Annotated in this window: 19 protein-coding genes; all 19 read right to left on the bottom strand. The window is 36.5% G+C overall.

Translation table 11 applies throughout. From position 1 onward, the window contains the following. Positions 1-10 precede the first annotated feature (10 nt). Positions 11-1075 carry an N-acetylmuramoyl-L-alanine amidase gene (locus ACUXVC_RS12010; protein WP_446026085.1) on the bottom strand — a complete coding sequence of 355 codons (1065 nt, stop codon included), beginning with the start codon at positions 1073-1075 and terminating at the stop codon, positions 11-13. Beyond that, entirely contained in the window at positions 1072-1311 is a 240-nt protein-coding gene (locus ACUXVC_RS12005) for a holin (RefSeq protein WP_446026084.1), read from the bottom strand. Before ACUXVC_RS12005 ends, ACUXVC_RS12010 begins: the two co-directional genes overlap by 4 nt. Further along, positions 1311-1547 carry a hemolysin XhlA family protein gene (locus ACUXVC_RS12000; protein WP_000398737.1) on the bottom strand — a complete coding sequence of 79 codons (237 nt, stop codon included), beginning with the start codon at positions 1545-1547 and terminating at the stop codon, positions 1311-1313. The genes ACUXVC_RS12005 and ACUXVC_RS12000 overlap by 1 nt, the downstream gene beginning before the upstream one ends. A gap of 91 nt (positions 1548-1638) precedes the next feature. Further along, entirely contained in the window at positions 1639-6738 is a 5100-nt protein-coding gene (locus ACUXVC_RS11995) for a phage tail spike protein (RefSeq protein WP_446026083.1), read from the bottom strand. Next, entirely contained in the window at positions 6735-8192 is a 1458-nt protein-coding gene (locus ACUXVC_RS11990) for a distal tail protein Dit (RefSeq protein WP_446026082.1), read from the bottom strand. The genes ACUXVC_RS11995 and ACUXVC_RS11990 overlap by 4 nt, the downstream gene beginning before the upstream one ends. Positions 8193-8233: 41 nt before the next feature. Next, positions 8234-13249, bottom strand: a complete 5016-nt coding sequence (locus ACUXVC_RS11985; protein ID WP_446026081.1) for a phage tail tape measure protein — start codon at positions 13247-13249, stop codon at positions 8234-8236. A 15-nt stretch (positions 13250-13264) separates the two neighbouring features. Beyond that, positions 13265-13405, bottom strand: a complete 141-nt coding sequence (locus ACUXVC_RS11980; RefSeq protein ID WP_078404646.1) for a LysR family transcriptional regulator — start codon at positions 13403-13405, stop codon at positions 13265-13267. Positions 13406-13422: 17 nt separating this feature from the next. Then, a complete protein-coding gene (gene gpG, locus ACUXVC_RS11975; RefSeq protein WP_446026080.1) occupies positions 13423-13818 on the bottom strand; it encodes a phage tail assembly chaperone G in 396 nt (131 codons plus the stop codon). A gap of 59 nt (positions 13819-13877) precedes the next feature. Next, entirely contained in the window at positions 13878-14456 is a 579-nt protein-coding gene (locus ACUXVC_RS11970; RefSeq protein WP_446026079.1) for a major tail protein, read from the bottom strand. 12 nt (positions 14457-14468) lie between these two features. Then, positions 14469-14828, bottom strand: a complete 360-nt coding sequence (locus ACUXVC_RS11965) for a structural protein (RefSeq protein ID WP_446026078.1) — start codon at positions 14826-14828, stop codon at positions 14469-14471. Then, positions 14825-15262, bottom strand: coding sequence for an HK97-gp10 family putative phage morphogenesis protein (locus ACUXVC_RS11960; RefSeq protein ID WP_446026077.1), 438 nt, complete (start codon positions 15260-15262; stop codon positions 14825-14827). The genes ACUXVC_RS11965 and ACUXVC_RS11960 overlap by 4 nt, the downstream gene beginning before the upstream one ends. Continuing rightward, entirely contained in the window at positions 15250-15597 is a 348-nt protein-coding gene (locus tag ACUXVC_RS11955) for a phage head closure protein (protein WP_446026076.1), read from the bottom strand. The genes ACUXVC_RS11960 and ACUXVC_RS11955 overlap by 13 nt, the downstream gene beginning before the upstream one ends. Then, entirely contained in the window at positions 15584-15859 is a 276-nt protein-coding gene (locus tag ACUXVC_RS11950) for a head-tail connector protein (RefSeq protein WP_446026075.1), read from the bottom strand. The genes ACUXVC_RS11955 and ACUXVC_RS11950 overlap by 14 nt, the downstream gene beginning before the upstream one ends. 8 nt (positions 15860-15867) lie before the next feature. Continuing rightward, on the bottom strand, positions 15868-16134 hold the full coding sequence (locus tag ACUXVC_RS11945) for a fibronectin type III domain-containing protein (protein ID WP_446026153.1): 267 nt from the start codon (positions 16132-16134) through the stop codon (positions 15868-15870). Between the two features lie 10 nt (positions 16135-16144). Further along, complete coding sequence (locus tag ACUXVC_RS11940; RefSeq protein WP_000782634.1) at positions 16145-17332, bottom strand: phage major capsid protein; 1188 nt, start codon at positions 17330-17332, stop codon at positions 16145-16147. Then, entirely contained in the window at positions 17329-18084 is a 756-nt protein-coding gene (locus tag ACUXVC_RS11935) for a head maturation protease, ClpP-related (protein ID WP_001107322.1), read from the bottom strand. Before ACUXVC_RS11935 ends, ACUXVC_RS11940 begins: the two co-directional genes overlap by 4 nt. Beyond that, a complete protein-coding gene (locus tag ACUXVC_RS11930; protein WP_446026074.1) occupies positions 18062-19276 on the bottom strand; it encodes a phage portal protein in 1215 nt (404 codons plus the stop codon). The genes ACUXVC_RS11935 and ACUXVC_RS11930 overlap by 23 nt, the downstream gene beginning before the upstream one ends. A 15-nt stretch (positions 19277-19291) precedes the next feature. Further along, complete coding sequence (locus ACUXVC_RS11925) at positions 19292-21064, bottom strand: terminase large subunit (protein WP_216115448.1); 1773 nt, start codon at positions 21062-21064, stop codon at positions 19292-19294. After that, positions 21045-21425, bottom strand: a complete 381-nt coding sequence (locus ACUXVC_RS11920; RefSeq protein ID WP_000357492.1) for a phage terminase small subunit P27 family — start codon at positions 21423-21425, stop codon at positions 21045-21047. The genes ACUXVC_RS11925 and ACUXVC_RS11920 overlap by 20 nt, the downstream gene beginning before the upstream one ends. Positions 21426-21535 lie beyond the last annotated feature (110 nt).

The raw sequence follows: 21535 nt of genomic DNA, 5'->3' as shown, positions 1-21535 counted from the left end.
CTCTTTCATCTTACCTCACATACACGTAGGCTTCACTTGCTGTTACATAGTATGTTTTTCCTTTGCTATTGTGTACTTTATATTGCGGTGAACCATTTACATTTATTTTCGCATCAATTGTGAATCCTAATCCTGCATCTACAGAACCAGCCACATCTTTATCCTGCCAAGATGGAGCTTCATAGAAACGTAGATTGTTAACTTTTGAAACAACGCGCTTCCCTACAATAGATGAATCCACTGTACTCTTCTTACTAAATTTCACATAAGATGAATCGTTCTTAATCCACTGATCTCCACCAAGATTTAACCAACCATCCTTTTCCGCCCACACAATATAAGATTCTGGTTTGTTTAGTTGACGAATTTTAGAATAGCTTGTACCTGGTCCTTTACGTAAGTTAATGTTGTAACCTTCAATATAAGCGATACCGTCTGTTACTGCTGTTGGTACTTCCGCTGGTTTAGATGGTTTCTCAGGAACAGAAACATCCGCACTAGAATTATTGTATGCTCGTTGTACATCTGCTCTAAATTGTGCTTCTGAAACGCCATGAGACTTTAAGTAATCAATTGGATCTTCATGATCCGTACCGCCAAGGTAATGAGTTACATTGCTATGTGTCCACAATCCTTTTTCTACAGATAACCCACGATCACGTAAGATTTTAGCTAGTAACTTAACGTATTTGTCATAGCTGCGTTTGAATTTTGTATAGTCCGCTGTTTCGCATAACTCTACATGTACAAATCGTTTATTAGCAGCAGGTCCACCGCCATAAGCAATGTACTTTGTATCAGCGATTTGGATTGTTTCGTCCCAATCGACTGCATAGTGAACAAAAGCATTTCTCCATGTACGAGACTCATATTTTTGAATGTTAATAGCTGGAGCTTCTGGAGTTGCTGTAGAATGTGCTACAACTCCCTCATAAGCACCTACACCATAACGGTATGGTTGTTTTGGTAAATCAGGAATAATAAGCGATCTATCAGCAAAAGCACTTGTAGCAAAAGAACCAGCAAGTACTAGAATCATAAGGAACGAGGTAATATGTTTCATTGTCTTTTTCATTTAGCATCAACATCCTTTTTTATAATTTTTGTGTGGTCAAATAATCCACTTGCTGACAGTCCAATGATGATTCCTTGAAATACATTTGTTTTGATATCTCCGCCCAAAAATAAAACGCCTAGCACAATGCCAATCGTTAAATTTAGTAACGGAACATATTTTGTTTGTAATCCAATTGTTTTTCCAATCTGTGAAAGGCCAACTATAATTCCAATCATTACAGTAATTTCAAACATTACATACCACCTCCTTTCATTAAGAAAGTGAGTGCTGCGCCTATAATTCCACCAACAATAAGTCGCAAGATCCAGGTAGTATTAGCGCTAATCTTATCTAATTGCTTATTGATATTGATAATGTCTTTCTCATTACCTGTCGTCCGCATTTCTAAACTTTTAATCTCTAAGCGAATGTCCTTAATATCTTGCTTTATTTCTTGAACATCACTTCTTACTTCTTGTAATCCTTCCACTTTGACCACCTCATTTCAAAATAAAAAGAGAGACATCTATTTGCCCCTCTTTTCTTATAAAAGCCGTATTTTATGCAAAATAAAAAACAGCTTATGGCTGCTTTGGTTCCTCATTTATTAATTCTTGTACTAATACCTTTAATTCATCAATTTCAGCTTTCATTGAAACTTTCTCAAGTTTTTCTGCTTCAAGTTGTTCTTTAAGACTGTCAACTTCCTGTTTCAATATACCGTGGTCAAATTGAAGATTTTTAACTTTAAAGTCAACTTCTTGTATTGCTTGAATAGAAATTGAAACCGAGCTATAAAGTGTTACAGCGTCTTTCTGTGGTGTGGTGAATACATCGTCAGAGTCCTCCGCAATCATACCGTAATTAATTGGAAGTGTAATAGACTCCCCTGACTCGAAACGTTCAACATCTCTTATAAAGTGATACTGTTTGATGTTTACAGAGTTGATTTTATCTAAAGCAGAGAATGGAAGGTCTTCTATGTCCGTTTTAAGCGTACGAGAAGAATTAGGGATAAATTCTTGCGCCCACATACGCCCTGTAGCAGATATATTTTCTTTAGCTCGCAGCGTTCTTAATTCTACATCTCGCCATCCATTACCATACACATCTTTAATTTGTAAACTCATATCATAGCCTGATACAAGACTTGCTCTTAGCATTAATCTTCCCATGTTTAAATCATGATCATTAACGCCATTGGCAAAGTATATACTGTTCCCAGTACTTTTTCTATCAAAATGAAACTCACCATAGTTATTTTTAAAATAATGCGGCTCTGTTGTCGTCACTATAAACTTGCCGTACCCAGGAGCCCATCCTTCAGATTCAAAAATAATATCATTCAAGTTTTTAAAACGAAATTGTCCATCTGAATATAAGCTCAGATGTCCACCGTCATTCTGCATTTGAATATAATTTGACCAAATATTAGTTCCTTCTGCATTTTCTCCTTTAGAAACTCCAAATTTTGCATATGCTTTAGAAGGTTCATCGACTCCATTAATTCGCGGCATGACTTGATAAATATAAAACGCTCCTGTACCCCTGTATTTAATATTGTCAGAACCAAGGACGAGTGAAGGTTGAATACTTCCATCATTGGTTTCCATAAATCCTATATAGCCACGTGGCTTATCTGCATCGAAAATCTTCATGTCTTGCTTATTTATTTCAACAAATCTATTTCCACTCGTTTTAAGTGTTACCCCTTCTAAAACTTTTCCTTTGATATGATTTGCTGTAATAAAACCTACTAAGTTAATTCTGTTTGCATTCAAAGTAATGTTTTCTTTACTCATATTAAAAGCTGCGATTACATCGTTTTCTTTTACAGATATACTAACACCCTTTTCAGTTAACTGAAGACGGGTTTCCATATCTCTTACATAAGATGATGTGGCAAATTGTCCATCTGCTTGCGTTTTTGTATATACCTCTGTCTTTTTCGCTGCTGCATTGATCCCCTGTTCATTGATAGTAAAGCGGTTATCAATCAAAGTCATTTTTTGATTAAATTGCTCAGTTGCAAGTTTGTTAGCTAGTTCGCCCAATAAATCTTGTTTATTTTTATCGACTGTTTGCTTCAACTCAGGTATCTTAAATCCAGCAACATAATCTTCTACCTGTTTAAGCTCAACTTTTGCACCGATTGCTGTTGCTTGTTGTTCGAGTTTTGTATTTGCTTCAGTAAGCTTTTTCCCTTGATCTGATACTACATTATTTAAATTGCTCACTGTGGAAGATAATCCAGTTGCTGTTTGCTCTACTTTAGTCATACGCTGTTCATATCCAGCTTGGCTGTTTTGAACATTGGTTACAGTGGTTTTTACACCATCCACACTTTTTTCAATATCAGTTGTTTTCTTCGCAAATTCATCGGTTGTTACTTGATCTTCTGCTGCTGGTTTATAATCAGTTGCTTTATTTCCAATTTCAATTTGCCATTCTTTTAATTCGATCATGCCTTTTACATTACGTAATAGCGTTTGCGGATTGAAAACCTCAATTGCTTTATCTTTAAGATTATAAGTAAAGGAATATGTTTTCCACTCTTGGTTTGCGTTAACATTACTTTCGCAACGAACACCAGGCCATAATTGTTCACCATCTTTATACTTTATCCACACTTCTACCCCAGCCCATGGATTCGGTGTTCCCTTTTCATATCCAATAGTTCTAGCTTTAAAGCTAACAGTAAACTGCTGCCCTTGTAGCATCGATAAACCATCCGGCACAATTTTAAATGACTTATTTACTATATTAGACACTGTTGTTCCTGTGTCAGATTTAAGTGTGCCACCTGTACTTAACAGAATGTTACGTCCGCCAATCTTCATATCATCAAACTTTTTCTCCACACTACTCAACTTCTCGGTGACTTTTCCTGCTTCTTCTTTAATTTCAGTTGTTGTTTTCTTAAGCTCACTTGTTGTTTGTTGTACATCAGAAATCGTCTTTTTCGTACCTTCCACAGTCGATTCAACCGTATTTAATTTATTACTAATTTCAGTATCTTTTTTAGTTAACGATTCAATAGAAGTTTTAAATCCATCTGCGGTTTGCTCTGATTTCGTCATACGTTCCGTAAGCTTTCCTTGTTCGTTTTGAACATTAGAAACCGTAGTGTTAATCCCTTTAATAGTCGTCTCAATTTCTACCGTCTTTTTAGTAAAATCAGTTGTTGTTACTTGATCTTCTGGTGCTGGTGTCCATGCTGTAGCAACGTTAGCTAATTCAAGTTTGACGTTTTTTACATACGCTGCACCTTCAATACCTTCGCCACCATATATATACAATCTAACAGCTTTAGTAACGTCAAATTTTTCATGAAGTTTCATGGTAAACGCATAACGTTCCCATCTATTAACTTCACTTACGTTAAACACATACTGACCACTGTGAAAGCTTTGTGCTGTGTTACCTTCAATGAAATGATGTATCCCACCGTTTATACGGAAACCTTTTGTATCTGACCAAATATCCATACTAATAGTAATTTCTTTACCCGCGACATTATTTCTCGCAAATTCTGCAACCACATCTTCAGCTATACCCATCCATCTATTTTTTTGACCGATGATACTGTTTTTGTTAATAAACGCTACAACTGGATAACCGAAAGTAGTTATATCTAGATGGACATGATAACCTTTTGTTGGATCTGCCACACCACCGTTATACCCACTTCCCCAACCAGATGCCTGAAGGTTACCATTTAACGATTTGTCCCAACTTATAGAATCATTAACAATATAACTAGAAAAATTAGAGTTTTTAAGAGAATTTCGTCCATCTAGTTTTGTATTATCTACTTGCGTTTTAAGTTCTGTAAGAGTCTGTTTCGTCCCCTCAGCTGTTGTTTTAATCTCGTTTGTCTTCTGCTCCAACTGTGACAAGCCTTCATTTGTTTTCTTTAATTCGGACTTCTCCGCTTTCTGTGTAAGAGCTTCATTCGTTTGACCCATCGATGTATTAATATCCTTGAACTTCTGTACGTTCCCTTGTTTATCAGTTTCATAGATTTGTTTCCCTATAAAACCATTGTTAATTTCCTCTTTTGTAAACACTCCAGATTTATCGGCTTTATCTTTTAACTGTGTATTAATCCAGGTTTGATCCACTTTGCCATTAACTTGCTTTTGAACATCCACTATTTGTCCAGCTATTTCTTGTGCTTTACCTTCCACACTTTGAACTTTTTGATTTAACTCCGATTTGGCGGACTCAATATCTTCATTCACCTGCTCAAGTGTTTCTTTCTTAACAGATTCAACATCAGGTACAACCGATTCCCAAGCTGCGCCTGTCCATATTTTTAAAATACCAGGCTTTCCATTACTAATATCACGCCAAAGTGTTTTATAAGGTTTAAGTCCTGTTGTCGGTGGGTTCTTAGCTTCAATGATGTCTACCGTGTTATTTTTAAGATTCTCTTGAACTTTCTCAGCCAATGTTTTCGCTGCTTCGGATTCTTTCTTAGCATTACTAGCTGTTTCATTTGCATCTTTCACTAATTTATCTAACTGATCTATTAGTTCTTGCTTACTTCCTAGTGAACTAAGAATACGATTGTATATCTTTCGTAGTTCTTCATTTGGATCAGTAATTTCGCGATAATCACCAAACACATATTTATCTTGCGTAGGATCTGTAAAAGATTCATCACCAGCAATCACACGCGCTTCAAGGTATAACTTAGGCGTGAAGCCTGTATCCTTGATTCGGATCGTATCGCCCTCATTAATTAGTTCATGTGCAAGTTCAAAAATACGTACAATCGATTGTGCTTCTACTTCATAAGACACGGCAGTATTGACTCGTTTTCTTAATTCTGTTTTCATGAGAGTCATAAGCCGCTCTGGAGTCATATCTTGGTCTGATGTTTCGGGTGTATAGAAACCAAATTTATGTTTTCCGTTCTGATTCCATCGCTGAAATGCGTCATTATCGACGATGTAAGGTAGTCCTTTATTTATGCTCTCTACCGTGATAAGTTTGTCACCTTCACCCCGTACAAAACCGACAAGTGCTGTGCAAATATCTCTAGAATGCTCAATTCTTCTAACCTCAACTAAATCTTTTCCTAGAGTTACTTCCTTGCCAGTTTCTCGACCTCTCTTCTTTATCATATCTACATACCAGCCAGTAATCTTGGAACCCATTACTTCGACACGATATTGGATTTCTAACTCAAACAAAGAAGCAATTTTCTTTAAAAAAGTGAGAGGGTCGATAAATTCGTCGATAGTCATACTGTGGAATGAAGAATAATCCGTTATTCCACGTTGCCATTTTGAACCGGCAAGAGCGATATCAATAAACGTATTAACTGTTTCGCTCTCTATACGTTGAGGTTTAATAATCCCATCTTTGGCGATTTGAACCCAGGCACCGGAAGAGTGTACAGTTAATGATCTATCCTTTGAATCTTTTTCTACTTCATTATTAATAACATACGGAACAATTCGACCATCTCGTACTTCCTTTAAAACCAAGTTCTGTTGCTGTAATGTAACTGCATGTGGAGTGCCGTCAAAAGTTTTGAATTCTAACATATCAATGTTATTTTTGATTTCCCAATGACGATTATCAGCCCAGTAGTCTTTTGGTTGAATAGCTGCTATAATTTGATCTGTTTTAAAATCAACAACATGAAGTATTCCACTTGGCGTTCTCATCTAAATCGCTCCCTATATGTTACCTTTGCTATCCCTATGTTAGATGGCATAATTTCAAGTTTATTCTGGCCCTTAGTTATTTTAGGATAATCACTAAATAAGTCCTTCAGATTAATTGCACTTGTACCATTAATACTAATTAGACTTTTAGCTGTATCGATTTGCACTTTATCTCCTTTCTCAACAATATAAGGAGGATTATTAGTTGTATTTTGGTTAACTTTCCAAATCTTAATATCATCAACTGTCATGAGTACAGCCGGATTATTGTTCCACCATTGACAGATAGAAAGTTGCACCTGTGCAACTTTATTCATCAAAATCCCATCTTTGTCTACCCAATTAGCTTTTGTTCCAGCATCATCAATCTCAGTTCCATCAGCAAATTTTGCAATATAAAACTCCCATTCGTTTCCAATTCGATGTACACATAACTTTCCATAAAAATTATTCCACGTCCAAGGATGCATACCGCGTGTATAGAGCATTACTTGTTCTGCTTGATGCCCTGGATAGGCAATCTTAGCAACACCAAAAGTTTCTTCAGCCTCCCAATATACATCGCTTAGTGACAGTCGGACTACAGGTTTACTATTCTCATCAAGTAGGGCCACTTCTACTTGTCCCATTTGTACATAACTACTACAATTGAATCTTACATAAGCATCCATTATAAAATCTTGTAATGGTCCTCCAGGAATGCTCTTTTTAACAATCGCCCCATGATTCCCTTTGTAGTTCGTATCGCCATAATCTTCTACATAGAATTGATGTCCGTTAGATTTTAATGTACCTCCACCTTTAGTGTTTTCAAACTGCGATACACTTGTCCATCCTACTGTAGTAGACATTTGATCCCACATTACTCTTTGTTTTCTTTCTACAGGCAACTGATCAGCTTGAAGGGGATAACCAATTCTGAGGTATTCATCTTTATTCCAGACATCTAAAAATGTAGATGGATTCGCAACTTCAATTTCAATAATTGGCTCTGAATGAACCGTTCCTTTATTTTGAACATTTGCTGTTAATCCTAGCGCACCTGTTTGAAAATCGACTGTTTGAGTGGGTCCTAATTTATATGGCATTGGGCAAATGAACGTAAGAGTTCCTATTCCAAGTGTTACAAATTCATCTAAATCAAAACTATCATCCACAACTGCTAAATATGTTCTATTTGGTTCTAGATCAAAAATAAGCTCTGCTGGTTGATCTGTTATTAACCAACTTGCAATTTCTTCTTTTAACATTTCTAAATTTGTTCCATCTGGAACGATAATTCCCACAGGGACAGGAAGTGGACGTGGTTCCGTTTCTGTCCCTAATAATCTTGCTCCCGGATATCCTGGAGTACTTAGAAAATTACGTTTCAATGGTGCCCAAGTTGGTCTTTTCCAACCTTTTGCGATTTGGATATACTTTTTACGTTCATTGTTAAATTTGAAAGAGCGCATTTTGACACCTCATTTCTTTATAAAATAAAAGAAACCCAAATCTAAAAGACTGAGTTTCTTGCTTGTGCTCTATTTTGATATTCAGTTACATACGGATGGCTCACACGCGCTATTTCCCTTCCTTCTAGTATGACTGGAATTTCAATATAAGTAGGTTCTGGTTTTATATATGGTTGCTTATCTGGATTATCATTGTCAGGTCTGTATTGTATGACATTCGGATTGTCAGACAATACTTCTCTCCACTTAGAAAGATTACCAACATCGTTGATTGAAAGTCCTTCAAAGCGTTCCATTTGGCGTCCAATTTCTCTTACCATATCACGCATACTTTCAGGGATATGAGTGATCCAATCGTTTTGCCAATCTCCATCTACAAAGATTGCATTAAAATACTTTGTTAATGGGTCATCACCTTGGAAACTAAATATTTCTTCTGGTTTTATACTCCGAATACTATCAATAGCTCCAGATACTGTATTTTGTAATGCATCCCGTACAACAGAATATTGCGTTTTAATCCCTTCTGCAATTCCGTTTGTCAATTGAACGCCTGTAAACAGCATTTTATTCGAACTACTCCCTAATGCTAATTCATTTACTAAAGCATTATTTGCCCTTGAACCTAGCGTACGACTCTCACGTTCAGCCATATAAGATCCTTTTTTAATCCCTAAAGCAAACCCTTCACTAAAAGGTTTTCCCCCTTGATCCCTAGTTAACTTTGACGGAGAGTTCACATTTAATGTAGCTTTTAACGCTTCAAATGCACCTCTTGCTAAACTAGACGCTACATTTTGTACATTCCATTCACCATTAGAAATACCTTTAGCAAATCCACTAGAAAATGCTTCACCAGGACTAACTGAACTAACGCTTTTCAGACCAGAATTACCGCTTTCCGCTACATTAGAACCGCTCGATCTCGCTTGCCCTTTTGTATTTTCCATACCTTGCGCAAACTGATTACCACCTTTTTGACCTTGTGGAGTACCATTGATTGTATTAAAACCAGCATGAGCCGAAGTAACGGCTTCTAGAGCACTTCCTCTGATATAACCTTTTTGATTTACAATACCACTCCCGAAACCTTGTCCACCTTGATTACCTGCTGGGTTACCATTGATTGTGTTAAAACCAGTATGAGCACTAGCAACCACTTGCAAAGCGCTCCCCCTGATATAACCATCTTGACTTATAATACCTTGCCCTAGTTCGCTTCCACTCTTACTTCCACCACCACCATCTGTAGTACTTCCCATGATACCCTCTACGGCTTGTTTCTTTCCTGTTGCCGCATTTTCAGGAGCTGTATTACCAGCAATACCATTAGCCTGCGTTTGACTGATATCAAATCCAACTTGCGTTAAATCTAACTTCGCTCCATTTTCAACTAGTAAAGCAATTGCTTTCGCTGCTAATTCAGCGTTAATGGAACCGTTTTGCATACCTTGAACGAGTGTCTGTACATTAAATTGTCCAGCTTCACCAAGATCCACTTGAACATTACTTTTAATATCTAGCCCCATAGTCTGTGCGACTTGTGGTAAAGATAATGCCCCAATTTGCATTCCATTAATTAAAGTTTGAATGTTATTCTGACCTTCTTGAGTAGCATCAACATTCATTCCATTTTTAACGTTTTGTTGAAAGAATTGGAATACAGTATCAAAAGATAAAGTCCTTGTTTGAAGTCCTGTAATCCACGAGTCCATTGTCATTTTCCCGTAGATTCCTAAATCAATTGTGGTATTACCTTGCATATTTTTACTTAGGAATTCTCTTACTTCACCAGTATCTTTTGTTTTAATACCATCAATCCATTTTTGCATGGATTCAATACCACTTTGTGATAAATCCACTTTATAAACTTCTTTTAATTTATTAGCATTTGCGGTTGCTACAGCTGAAGAATCTAATTCACCCTTTTGAAGTTTCTGTAAGAATGTATCAATTGTGAATTGTCCAGCTGGCCCTAAATCAATTTTCATTTTGCCATCAATTTCTTTTGCCATTGATTCGGCTAACAATCTAGATGATTCTGTACCCTTTTGTAATTCAGAAAGATACATTCCTATACTTTCAATTTTAGATTTGCCATATTGCAACTCGTATCGAAGTAATTTATCTTGATAATCTTTTTCAGCTTTCTCTTGATTACTTCTAAAGCGTTGTTCCAAATCAGCCGATTTTTCACGGAATCCATATGCCGCTTTGAACCTTGCGCCCCATCCCTTATCTTCTGCTTCTATCCTTTTAGCTTGTGATGCCAAAACTTCTGAATCTTCTTCCTTCATATGTTGCTGCAACACTTTAAATCCATCATTTCTAATTGTCTGCAAGTCATTTACATGCTTCGATTCATAAAGTGCAATAGCATCTAATGTTGCTTTTCTTTCTTCCGGTTTAATTTCGCCTAATTTAAACGCTTTTTCTACATTTTCACGCCAACCTTTGGTTTGCTTTTCTAAAGATTTAACACCATCTTCATATACCTTTATGATGCTTTCAAACCGTTTTTTTCCAGCATCTAAAGATAGCATCCCTCCAGCTTCAATTTCTTTCGAAATAGACGTGATTTCCTTTGCTTTTGTGTAGAATTGTTGAACGTTTTTATCAGCAACCTGTAATGCTTGTTCGAATTTTTGAGCGAAATCTTTTGGCATTTTCATGGTATCTCCTTGATACCTTTTAATACCCTCTTCCAAAATCTTTTCCGCTTGTGTAGCAACTTCAATCTCTTTATTAATAGATTCAATGACATTATTTTTCACTTGTTCTAGGGTTTGTTTAGCCCCCTCAGGAACAGTTCCCATCAACTGACTAAACATTTTATTGAATTCGCTTTTCTTTCCTTCTAACTCTTTAATAACTTCATTTGTCATTCTTTGAAAAGCTTTAATGGTTTCGTCCGCTGCTTTATTCGCTTCCTCACCTGTTTTAAGTTTTAAATCCATCATGTTATTGATAGCTTTATCTTTTAAATCCACATAAGCACCAGCTGCTTTACTCGTTGCGTCACTTACTCTTTGACCAAACTTATCCATATCATTTTGTGCCTGTTTGGATTTTTCGTTCAGATCAACTATTGCTATACCTAGCGCCCCTACAGCAAGAACTGCTCCAGTAATAGCTAAAGCAATCGGGTTTGCTAATAAAGCTCCTATCCCCATTGCTAAGAATCCTACAGCTGTTGTTACTCCTGCTATCCCAAAAGCCAATAAAGCACTTTTTGCAATCATTTGTTGTGTTGATTCGTCTAAATTGTTAAACCAATCTACGACACCCTGAACACCAGATACTACATCAACTAAAATAGGTAATAACGCATCACCAAATGACTTTTTAAGGGTATCTACAGCACCACTTAATTCTTCAATTTTTCCTTTTGTTGTATTCATCTTTGTCTCAGCAACTTCTAATGCTGTTACCTTTGACATTTCCGTATACATATTTTTCACACCATCTGAGCCCTCTTTATAAAGAATATTAGCGGCACGAATAGCATCAGAACCAAACAATGTATACATGTACGACTGTCTTTGCTCAGCCGTTAATCCTTGCATTGCCATTTGAAGAATTTCAGCAATATCGGACATTTCTTTCAAATTACCATTTGAATCGAAAAAGGCATTTGTCATAATACCCGTTTCAAAAGTTAATTTTTGAAACGCCTTCTCTGCTTTTTCAGATCCAACCTTCACACCGGCTTGTTTTGCTGCGTACTCAGATAAAGCACCAGTTACATCTTTAAAGGAATTTGAAGTTGGTTTAATCCCTTTTTCTCCAAGAAACTGCATTGCTTTGCCAGTATCGATTGTTATTAATCCCAAATCACTAAACATATCGTAAGCTTCATTAGATTTTGGAATTAAGTTTGCTAACATTGTCTTCAATGACGTACCTGCATCAGAACCTTTTAAGCCGTTCTGTGCAAATAAAGCTAATGCCGTTGTTGTATCTTTAAAACTAAGTCCCACACCAGCTGCAACCGCTGAAACCATCGATAACCCAAACTTCATTTCTCCAACACTAGTTGCTGAAGCATTTGCTGCACCAGCTAATAGATCAGCTGCTTGAGCTACTGATAAATTATCATCCTTAAATGCATTTAGAGCTGTAGAAGCAATTTCTGCTGCATCCCCCAATTCTAATTCCCCAGCTGTCGCTAAGTTCAAGGCACCCTCTAACCCGCCATTAATAATGTCTGTTAGGCTTACCCCTGCTTTAATTAGCTCCTCAATACCTTGCCCTGCTTCCACAGATGAATATTTTGTTTTTTCTCCCATCTGTACTGCAAGTTCGCTAATTTTCTTCATTTCATCGCCAGTTGCACCAGAAACTGCTTGAATATCAGCCATCTTCTGCTCGAAATTCATAGATTCCTTTACAGCCATCGCAAGTCCAGCACCAATAATCCCAGTCATGGCTGCAAAGGTAGTACCGACCTGTCCACCTACATCTTGCATTTTATTTCCTGTATCGCGCATCCGTTCTCCGGTACGATGAAGACGATTTTGTTGCTCGGCTAATTCACGGTTCGTTTCTCTTATTTCATTTTGAATCCGTTCTTGAGCTGTTTCAGCACGATTCATAGCAATTGTATTATTATCAATCTGTGTATTTAATCTCTGCAACGCTTGACCATTGGATGTATATTCAGCTTGAAGTTGTTTTAACTCTTGTTTTAATTGTTTTGCTTCTTGTGAGTTACGTCCAAATTGCTGAACAGCTTGTTCATATTGCGTTTCAAGTCTCTCCATAGAAGCTGCTAATGTTAGATTAGACGCTTGCAATTGCTCTTGTTTTTGTCGTGCCTGTTCAATTTTTTGACGATAATGTTCTACTTTTTGGCCTTGTAAGGTGAATTTTTCATTCAAATGAGTTAATTTGTTTTGTAGCTGTTCAACAGAATTCCCAAGTAATCTAGCTCGTTCGCTTGTGAGATTGAATTCTGAATCCAACAAACGTAAACCTCGGTTAATTCCTGCAACTCCATTTTCAAAACGTTGGGTGTCAAGTGTGACCCGCGCACCAATCTCCATATCTCCAGCCATTTATCTCACCTACCTTTATAACCAAGCTGGTGCTTGATCTGCTGTTCGGACTACTTTTCTATCTTCTTGTTTTTTCTTATAAGCTAGCGTTTTAAAGAAAAGCACTAAATCCATCTGATTAATATCCGCTTGGGATATACCAGAATCTTGTAACATGCTATATATACCGAGCATCATTTCTGTGGGTTTAAACGGTTCCTTTTGTTCCTCGTTCTCTTTTTTTTTGTTGAATTCGTCTTAGAATCAATAGCGTTAATAACAGCCACAGCCTCAGCGATACGACCCACAATCGCTAGACAAATTGCATAGATAGTTGATGTTAAAAACCAAATGTGTACTCCCTCAAGAAACTCTTCCACTGTAAATCGATTTCCAAACACTTTAACAACAAAATGAGTAGCTTCTTTTAGTACATCAAAACGAACATTTTCAACATTTAATTTCTCAGTCCATTCAGCTGCTTCAAATCCGTCAGTAGACGAAATATATGTTGGTAAAAAGAAAGTTTTTTTACCAGTGGGTAGATTTAAAACCAATTTAAACGATTCTGTCTTTTGATTTTCTTGCATAATTGAATCTCCCTTCATAAATAAAGGGCACAGCATTATACCGCGCCCTTTTTATAATTTTATTTGCTAAGTGATGGCGTTGTTTGTGTTGGTGGTGCCGGAACTGTTTTAAACCAGTTTGCTGCGACTGTTTTATCATGTTCTGGGTCTTCTTCGTCCAAGCGATTTCTCCAATTCCCATCAGAACGTTGAATCGCTTTTCCTTTGATTTTAGCTGATTGGAAATTCGGTTTATCCTCCGCTGTTTTATGTTCATCACTTGGAATTTCAAATTTCATTTTGTAATAACATACATATAAATTTTTACCACTGAGATATGGTAGACGGTATAATAACGCTACATATGGAGCAATATCGTTAACATTATCGACAACTTGTCCTTTAACAACTTTTTTACCTAATAATTCTGCGTAAACTGCTAAAGGTAGTTTATCTACTTCTAATTCAATTTCTGTACCACCAAATGCAGATGCCGTTGCACTTGGCCCACCCTCTGCAAAGAAAGTCGCTGACTCAGATTTAGTATCTGCTTTACCACTTACTGTTTTACCAATTCTTTTAATTGCACCATAAGTAAACGTTTCATCTTCTTTCTCTGTTAAAATCGCATAATGTAAATCTCTAAAATCAATAATCATATATCTTCCTCCTTAACTTTTTAATTCTGTACGAAACCTCATACCATAATGATAGATTTTCGTATCTGGTTCATATAAATTTGCTGTTGTAATACGCTGAAATCCTATATTTTTCATAGAAGTATTTACTGCTTCTTTTAGATCACCCTTAACGGGGCTAAACGACCAGATATCTACTTGAAATAAAATAGTGCTAGTAGATTCCGTACCCTCCGCGTATCTGCTAGCACTATTATCTAACTCAGAATAAGTAATCCATGTTTTTCCGTTATCGTCACCACGAATCATATTGTAGATATATTCTCCACCAATTTTTTCTACAATTAAAGGCGTTGTAAGTGCACGTAACACATCTCTTTCTAAGAATCTCATACGATATGCAATGCCGCTGCAAAGACATTTCGCATCTCATGAACAGCCTTTACTTCCGTGTGAGTTACTGTCTTCTCAATAAAGCCTTTATGTGGTGGATGTGGCATTTTACTTGTTCCCCAGTTTTGGAATTTCATATAAAAGTGTGGGGAATTATCATCTCTTTCCCACCCCACACTAATTGATTTGACTCCATTTCGAGTTTTTATTTTTCCGACAAGCACCTCGTCCTTTGCATGTTTACCTGTTCTCCATGATTCTGTGGGTGAAGGTGCCTTTGGATGTGCACTTACTGGGCTTTCTACCTCTAAAGCATCCTTTACTACCTCAGCACCTTTCTTTAATGCTGAGTTTTCAATTGTTTTTACACTTCTTCCTAAAGCTTCAAAACGATGAATTGCTTCTTGTATTCCAAAGGTTGTTACTTCTGCCATATAGATCGCTCCTCGCACACCAAGCATGTCTCTTGATGTTGTTCATCAACATCTACAACAGCTTTTATTTCAAAGAGTCGGTCATCATATAAGACTCGCATTTTCGAATCAATTCCCCTACGAAATCGCATAAAAAAATTCACTGTTCGTACCGCATTTTCAGTATTTCCAGCGAATATTTCATAGTTAAATCCCTTTCCAAATGGTGTTTTTGCTCTTGCCCAAACAGTGACAACATCTTTCCATTCTGGTGGAATTGGATTCCCTTCTTCATCTTTTTCATTTGCAATTTCCTGTTGAATTGTTATTCTTTTATTTAATTTACTTGGATTCATGATTATCACCGTTATTATAGTCCCTTAATTGTAATATGGTAGTTTCTAATGACTGTTTTAACGCAGGGACATTTAATGATTTATCTTGATTCTCATAGTTTAATAAAACATGTGTAATTACCGCTATTTTGTAAAGGGCCTTTTCACTTTCAGGAACACCAGAACCTAGTAAGGCTTCTTTTGCTCCATCGATTAGAAGTTGGATAATTGCATCCTCTTCATTCCCATCAATTTTTAATTTTCCTTTTATAAGCTCCAGCATGCTATCACCTACGATCCTGAAGCATTTGTTTTCGCTGATAATTCAACGCTTAACGTTGAACTTAATCCGTTATTCCCAACAGCTTTCACCTGATAAGAATATGTTGTATCACCTGTTAATCCTATATCTTTATAAGTTGTTGCTACTGACGTTCCTACTTGTTTGCCATTACGTAATATTTGATATTCTCTAATGCCCCCATCATACACAACAGGAGACCAACTAATGTTGGCCGTTGTTACTGTTGTAGAATCAACTTTTAATCCTGTTGGAATTTGGGGTGGATTAGGGTGTAGTCTGTACTTCTGCAATACGGAATGCAGATTTCAGTTTGATTTTATGGTCAAACCAAGCTGTTAACACAAATAATTCAATACCTGTTTTCACATCTTTATCGCGATCATAAATCATATTTGGATCATAGTTGAAGTGGGAATACCTGAAATCACCCACAATAGGATTCACTGCTGAATCACAGAACTTAACTGGTTTTCCTAAAACTTGTTCTGGTTGAGCATTATATAAGGTAGCACTACCATTAGCAAGCGTTTCAATTATGTCTAGATAATCTGCATAGCGCATTTTAATAGTTGCATTTGCACGGAAATCTTCATGTAAATCTGCAACTGCTGACTTAATAGCTTTATATAAAGTTGCACCTTTAACAGCTTTAATGCCAGCTTTATAGAATGACATAGACTCTTCCCCAGATTTAGGCGTTGTAGCGAATGCCACTTTCTTCTCTTTTGCTGCTAAACCACTTTCTAACGCCTGATCTACAGTTTGCACCAAGTTTGTATCTGTTGCCGCTAAAACAGTTTCTGAAATAGGTACAAACACCTTGAATTTATTGCGTCCGAAGGTTACAACATCACCTTCCGCTTTTAATTCCTTTGCTGTTTCTGTATCAGCAATAAAATCATCATCATCTAATGTAAATGTAACTTTAGGGATTTCAAGATTCGTTACACTTGTAAATGTAGATACTTCCCTTAATGGATTTTTAACGAATGGTTCATGCAATAATTCATTCGTCATTGTGCTTGGAAGAATTTTTTCTCCACCTGTTGAGTTCTTATCACCAAGAGCCGCTCGTGCTTCTTGTGATAAAGTACCACCGCGAATTGTTGCGCGAACTAATTCTGCTTTCGCTGCAATTACCTTTTGTTTTGGATCTTCGATAGATTGCAAACCAGTTTGAGTTTGAAATTGTGCTTTTTGTTCAGCTTCCATCGTGTCATGTTGTTCTTTAATTACATTGAAACGCATTTGAAGGTCCTTCTTGGATTGTTGTAACACTTGAAGACTTTCCATAGTTGCGGATGGATCAATCGCCTTCTGAGAAAGTTCATTCTCTACTTTTTGGAGTTGCTGACCAATAGTAGATAAATTTTGTTTTAATTCAAATAATGTATTTTTTGAAAAGTATTGAAAGTTACCAATAGATAATCGAAATTTATTTTTCATTTTCATGAATGAATTCCCCCTAAAATTGTGTTTATATAGTCCGCATTAGCTTTCGCTTCTTCGGCAATTCTTTGTCGTTCTAACATTTCGTTTGATGGTATGTTAGCTTGTGCATTAACTAGTTGCTGTGGAATATTTTTGTATTCCTTCATCCACTTTTCATCTAGACATGCTGCTGCATTATTTGCTGAGATAATTTCATCACAAAGTCCATACCCCATTGCTTCTTCAGCTGATAACCATGTCTCTGCATCTAGTAATTGTTTTAATGTATCTTCTTCTAACTTTTCACCAGCACGAGTTAGATAGTGTTGCACCATAGATTGGTTAATACGTTCAATGTCATCCGCTGCTTTACGTAGCTGATTGGCATTCCCTGACGCGTATGTCCATGCATTGTGAATCATCATCATTGAATTAGCATACATAATGATTTTGTCTGAAATCATCGGTAATACTGATGCACACGAAGCTCCTATTCCATCAATATAAGAGATAACCTTTGCCGGATGTCTTTGTAACATGGCGATAATAGCCATCGTTTCAAAAACAGATCCACCTGGACTATTGATATAAAGGTTAATCGTTTCAATACCATCACCTAATTCATCAAGTTCATTTTTGAACGTAATAGAAGATACTTCTCCATACTCTTCCCATGCATACTTTGTAATTTCTCCATAAATAAAAACATCGGCCGTTTTACCATTGGCGGATGCTTTCATTTGAAAAAACTTATTCTGTTTGTTCTTTGCCACCGTTTTTCACCCCCTTCCGTTGAGTTGGGTCCATATCAATTGGATATAAATCACCACTTACCCAAAGTTTTGAAGCATTACCACCCACAGGCGGTTCATCTTCTTTTTGACGAACATCATCTTGTGATAACCATCCACTCCTAATTGCGGCTTGATAATAAGCTGTTCTTGAAGCTGTATCACCTCTTAACAGCCCTCCAAGGTTAAATTTAAAGTAATGGCCTTCTTGCCGTTCTTTTTTATTCAGCAACTTACGATTCATTTCTTGCTCATACTGACGAACAATAGGAGTTAAAGTCATTTGAACAAACTGAATCATCAGCTGTTCATTACTGCTATAACTTTGTCCTTCCGTGTCATTTAAAAATGTAACTGGAACATTAAAAACGTTAGCAACCCGTGAACGAGTAATTCGTTCTGATGCTAACGTATCTGAAGCGAAGTATTTCCGCTGCATTTCTTCTATATTTACACCTGGTTCTCTAAATAAAATACCGCCATTTTCTTTGTAAAAACGTCTAAAATCATCAATAATTCTTTGTCTCTTATCACTATCCACGTTCGCGTCATAATCCAAAATGAAGCTATCCCTCTTTTGCATTTCTGACAAACTAAATTCTTGTACTGCCTTATCATATTCAAGAGTATTTCGCAAAACATCAATTGGGCAAATACCTTTCCACCTTGAAATACCTGTGATGTGTTTGACATGAAACATATTCATATTGTGGATGTAATACGTGCCTTCAATACCACGTACCTCATACCATAAATTATTATCATCCGTGTTTAAAAAGGGCGTTACATAAGCAGATTCAATAGGGATTAATGATTCCACTTGAAATCGAATGTCACGGATAATAGCTGCATATCCATTTCCAGTCTCATTTCTTGAAACTTCAATTTTATTTATCCATTCAAATCCGGTCATGTTTGGATTAGGTTCATTCATCACAACATCAGACACTTGGTTAAAAACCGTGTCATAATCCTTATAAAGCTTTAATGGTAAAGATGCTACCGTATTTGATAATCTGCTAATCACACTAAAAATCGTCTCATTTGTAGCTAACTTCGCATTATCAATACCCCAAAACTTCCTTCCAAACCATGAAGTGAAGTCATATCCAGCACCTTTCCATCCCAATGAAGCTCCTTTGATTGCTCCCTTAACACGATTAATCAGTTTCAATTTCTCACCGCCTTTCTATTTAAAAAGATCGTTAACTGATATAAATTCAATATTTCCATCACCTTGTAATTGAGATAACATAGGGATTACTTCCGTATGAGCGTTTAAAAACGCTGCAAAGCCATCAATCTTTCGATATTTACTCTGTTTAGATGGTAAAAAGTTCCCGTTTCTGTCTTCCACAAGCTTTACATTGTTCATATACCAACGAAAAAGACGGTTTTTATTACTGATTATTTTTCCATCCAACAACAATTCTTTTACATCCTTTAATGCTGGGCTTAAAGTTAAATGCCCTTGTCGAACTGGTTCGGTTTTAAATCCATATGCTTTCAAATCTTCATTTAAACGGTAAGCATTGGCTGGATCATAAGTGATTTTCTTTATAAAATATTGTTCAGATTGCTCGACAAACCAATCATACACATACTCATATTTCACATACTCACCAGGGATAATAGTGAGCCAACCTTTGTCTTTAAATTCTTTGAAACTAATATTCTCGTTATCACGATCAACTTTAGCCTGCGGAACCCAACTATGAGATAGCACAAAAACATTTCCATCCTCTAAAGGGAACTCTAAACAAGCGCTTGTAAAATCTTCTGTTGCGGATAAATCATAACCTGCAACACATTCTTTACCAGCTAATGCCTTTATATCAATAACTTCTTCATTTCTTTTTAATATCTCAATACCTACAAAGGACATTTCATCATTATCAACAAAGATGTTAAATTGTTTTGTAATCCAGTCATTCTTTTCCGCATCTGTATGCTTGTCTGTATTCCAGTCATCAATAAGCGATGGAAGATCTAGCGAAACTCCCATATTAGGATTTGCTTTAATCCATAGTTCAGGATTCTCAATTTCATCCACACTATCCATTTCGGCCATGAAATAAAACTTTCTATCTTGGTCGATAACTCCTTCCAAAACATCAGTTGCAATTTCATAATATTGAACAAGTGGTCCTTCAAGCTGATATCCTGCCGTAGTGATATAAACAATCATTGGTTGTTTACGTGCACCACGTGATTTTTTTATAACATTAATTAACTTAAAGTTTTTGAATTCATGTATTTCATCAAAAATACCAAGATGTGTATTTAATCCGTCTAGTTTCTTACTATCTGATGCACGAGGTTCAATTTTAGAATGCGTTTTATCATGGAAAATACCTTTCTGATTTTCGCGTAAATGTTTCCGAAGAAGGGGTGATTTTTGAACCATTGCACGACTTTCATCAAATAACTCCCCAGCTTGTTGTTTTGTATTTGCTAAAACATAAACACGAGCACCTGGTTCATTATCTTTAGCAACAGCATAATTAGATAAACCAGAAATCATTGTAGTTTTTCCATTTTTACGTCCAATAAAAATAAGGCCCTCACGAAAGCGCCTATAACCTGTATCTTTATGAATCCATCCATACAAAGAACCTATTACAAAGTGTTGCCACGGTTGAAGAACCAACCTTTTATAATCACCTTTTGATGGACGACAAAACTTTTCGATATATCGTATAGGTCGATGCGCTTTTTCTTCATCAAAAACCCAAGGGAACTCCTCAGTCCCCTGTCTCCTCAAATCGTTTAGATGACGTTGACAAGACAAGACATTTTTCTTACTAGCTATTATGTTTCCTTTCACAACTTGTTCTGCATACCAAGTTGTTCTTAGTTCAGGAGATGGATCTACCAAAATATTAAAATGCTGTATCTGCTCATTTCGCCAATTTTTATACCACTTAGCTATTTCAGAAGGCTTAGAAGTTGTCGTAATCATCATCAGAATCTCCAGTTAGCTCTTCCTGAAGCTTTTTTCGGCTTGCCCCAGTCAACCCTAGCTCCCCTAAATATTGTCGAATCTGTTGTAAATACTTAGGTATCTCTGGTATCAAAGTGTGCTTAGTCAGATTTGTAGCACCAGCTTTATTTGTATACTCCATCGTTAGACCTTCTTTTTTAACATTAGCTGCCATCTCTCTAAACATTTGATAACTGAAGGCAATCGCTTCAACTACAATAGGATCATTGATATCAGCCTTTCCTTCAACTTCTAAAACAGACCAAATACGAATCCAAGTATCTTTTCCTACCTTTTTTAAATGCGTAGGCGGTTTCCTCTCAATCAATCCTTTATCCACGATATCACCTCACTTACATTTTATGGATAAAAAGTACCAATTCAGAAATAAAAGGCTCTTATTTTCAGGCTTTACCCCCCTTTAGAAAAATCACTTGCGCTACCCACGAA

This window comes from Bacillus sp. N6, assembly GCF_052805735.1.
Note: the sequence above shows the minus strand (reverse complement) of the source record. Positions and strands in the feature narration are given on the sequence as shown.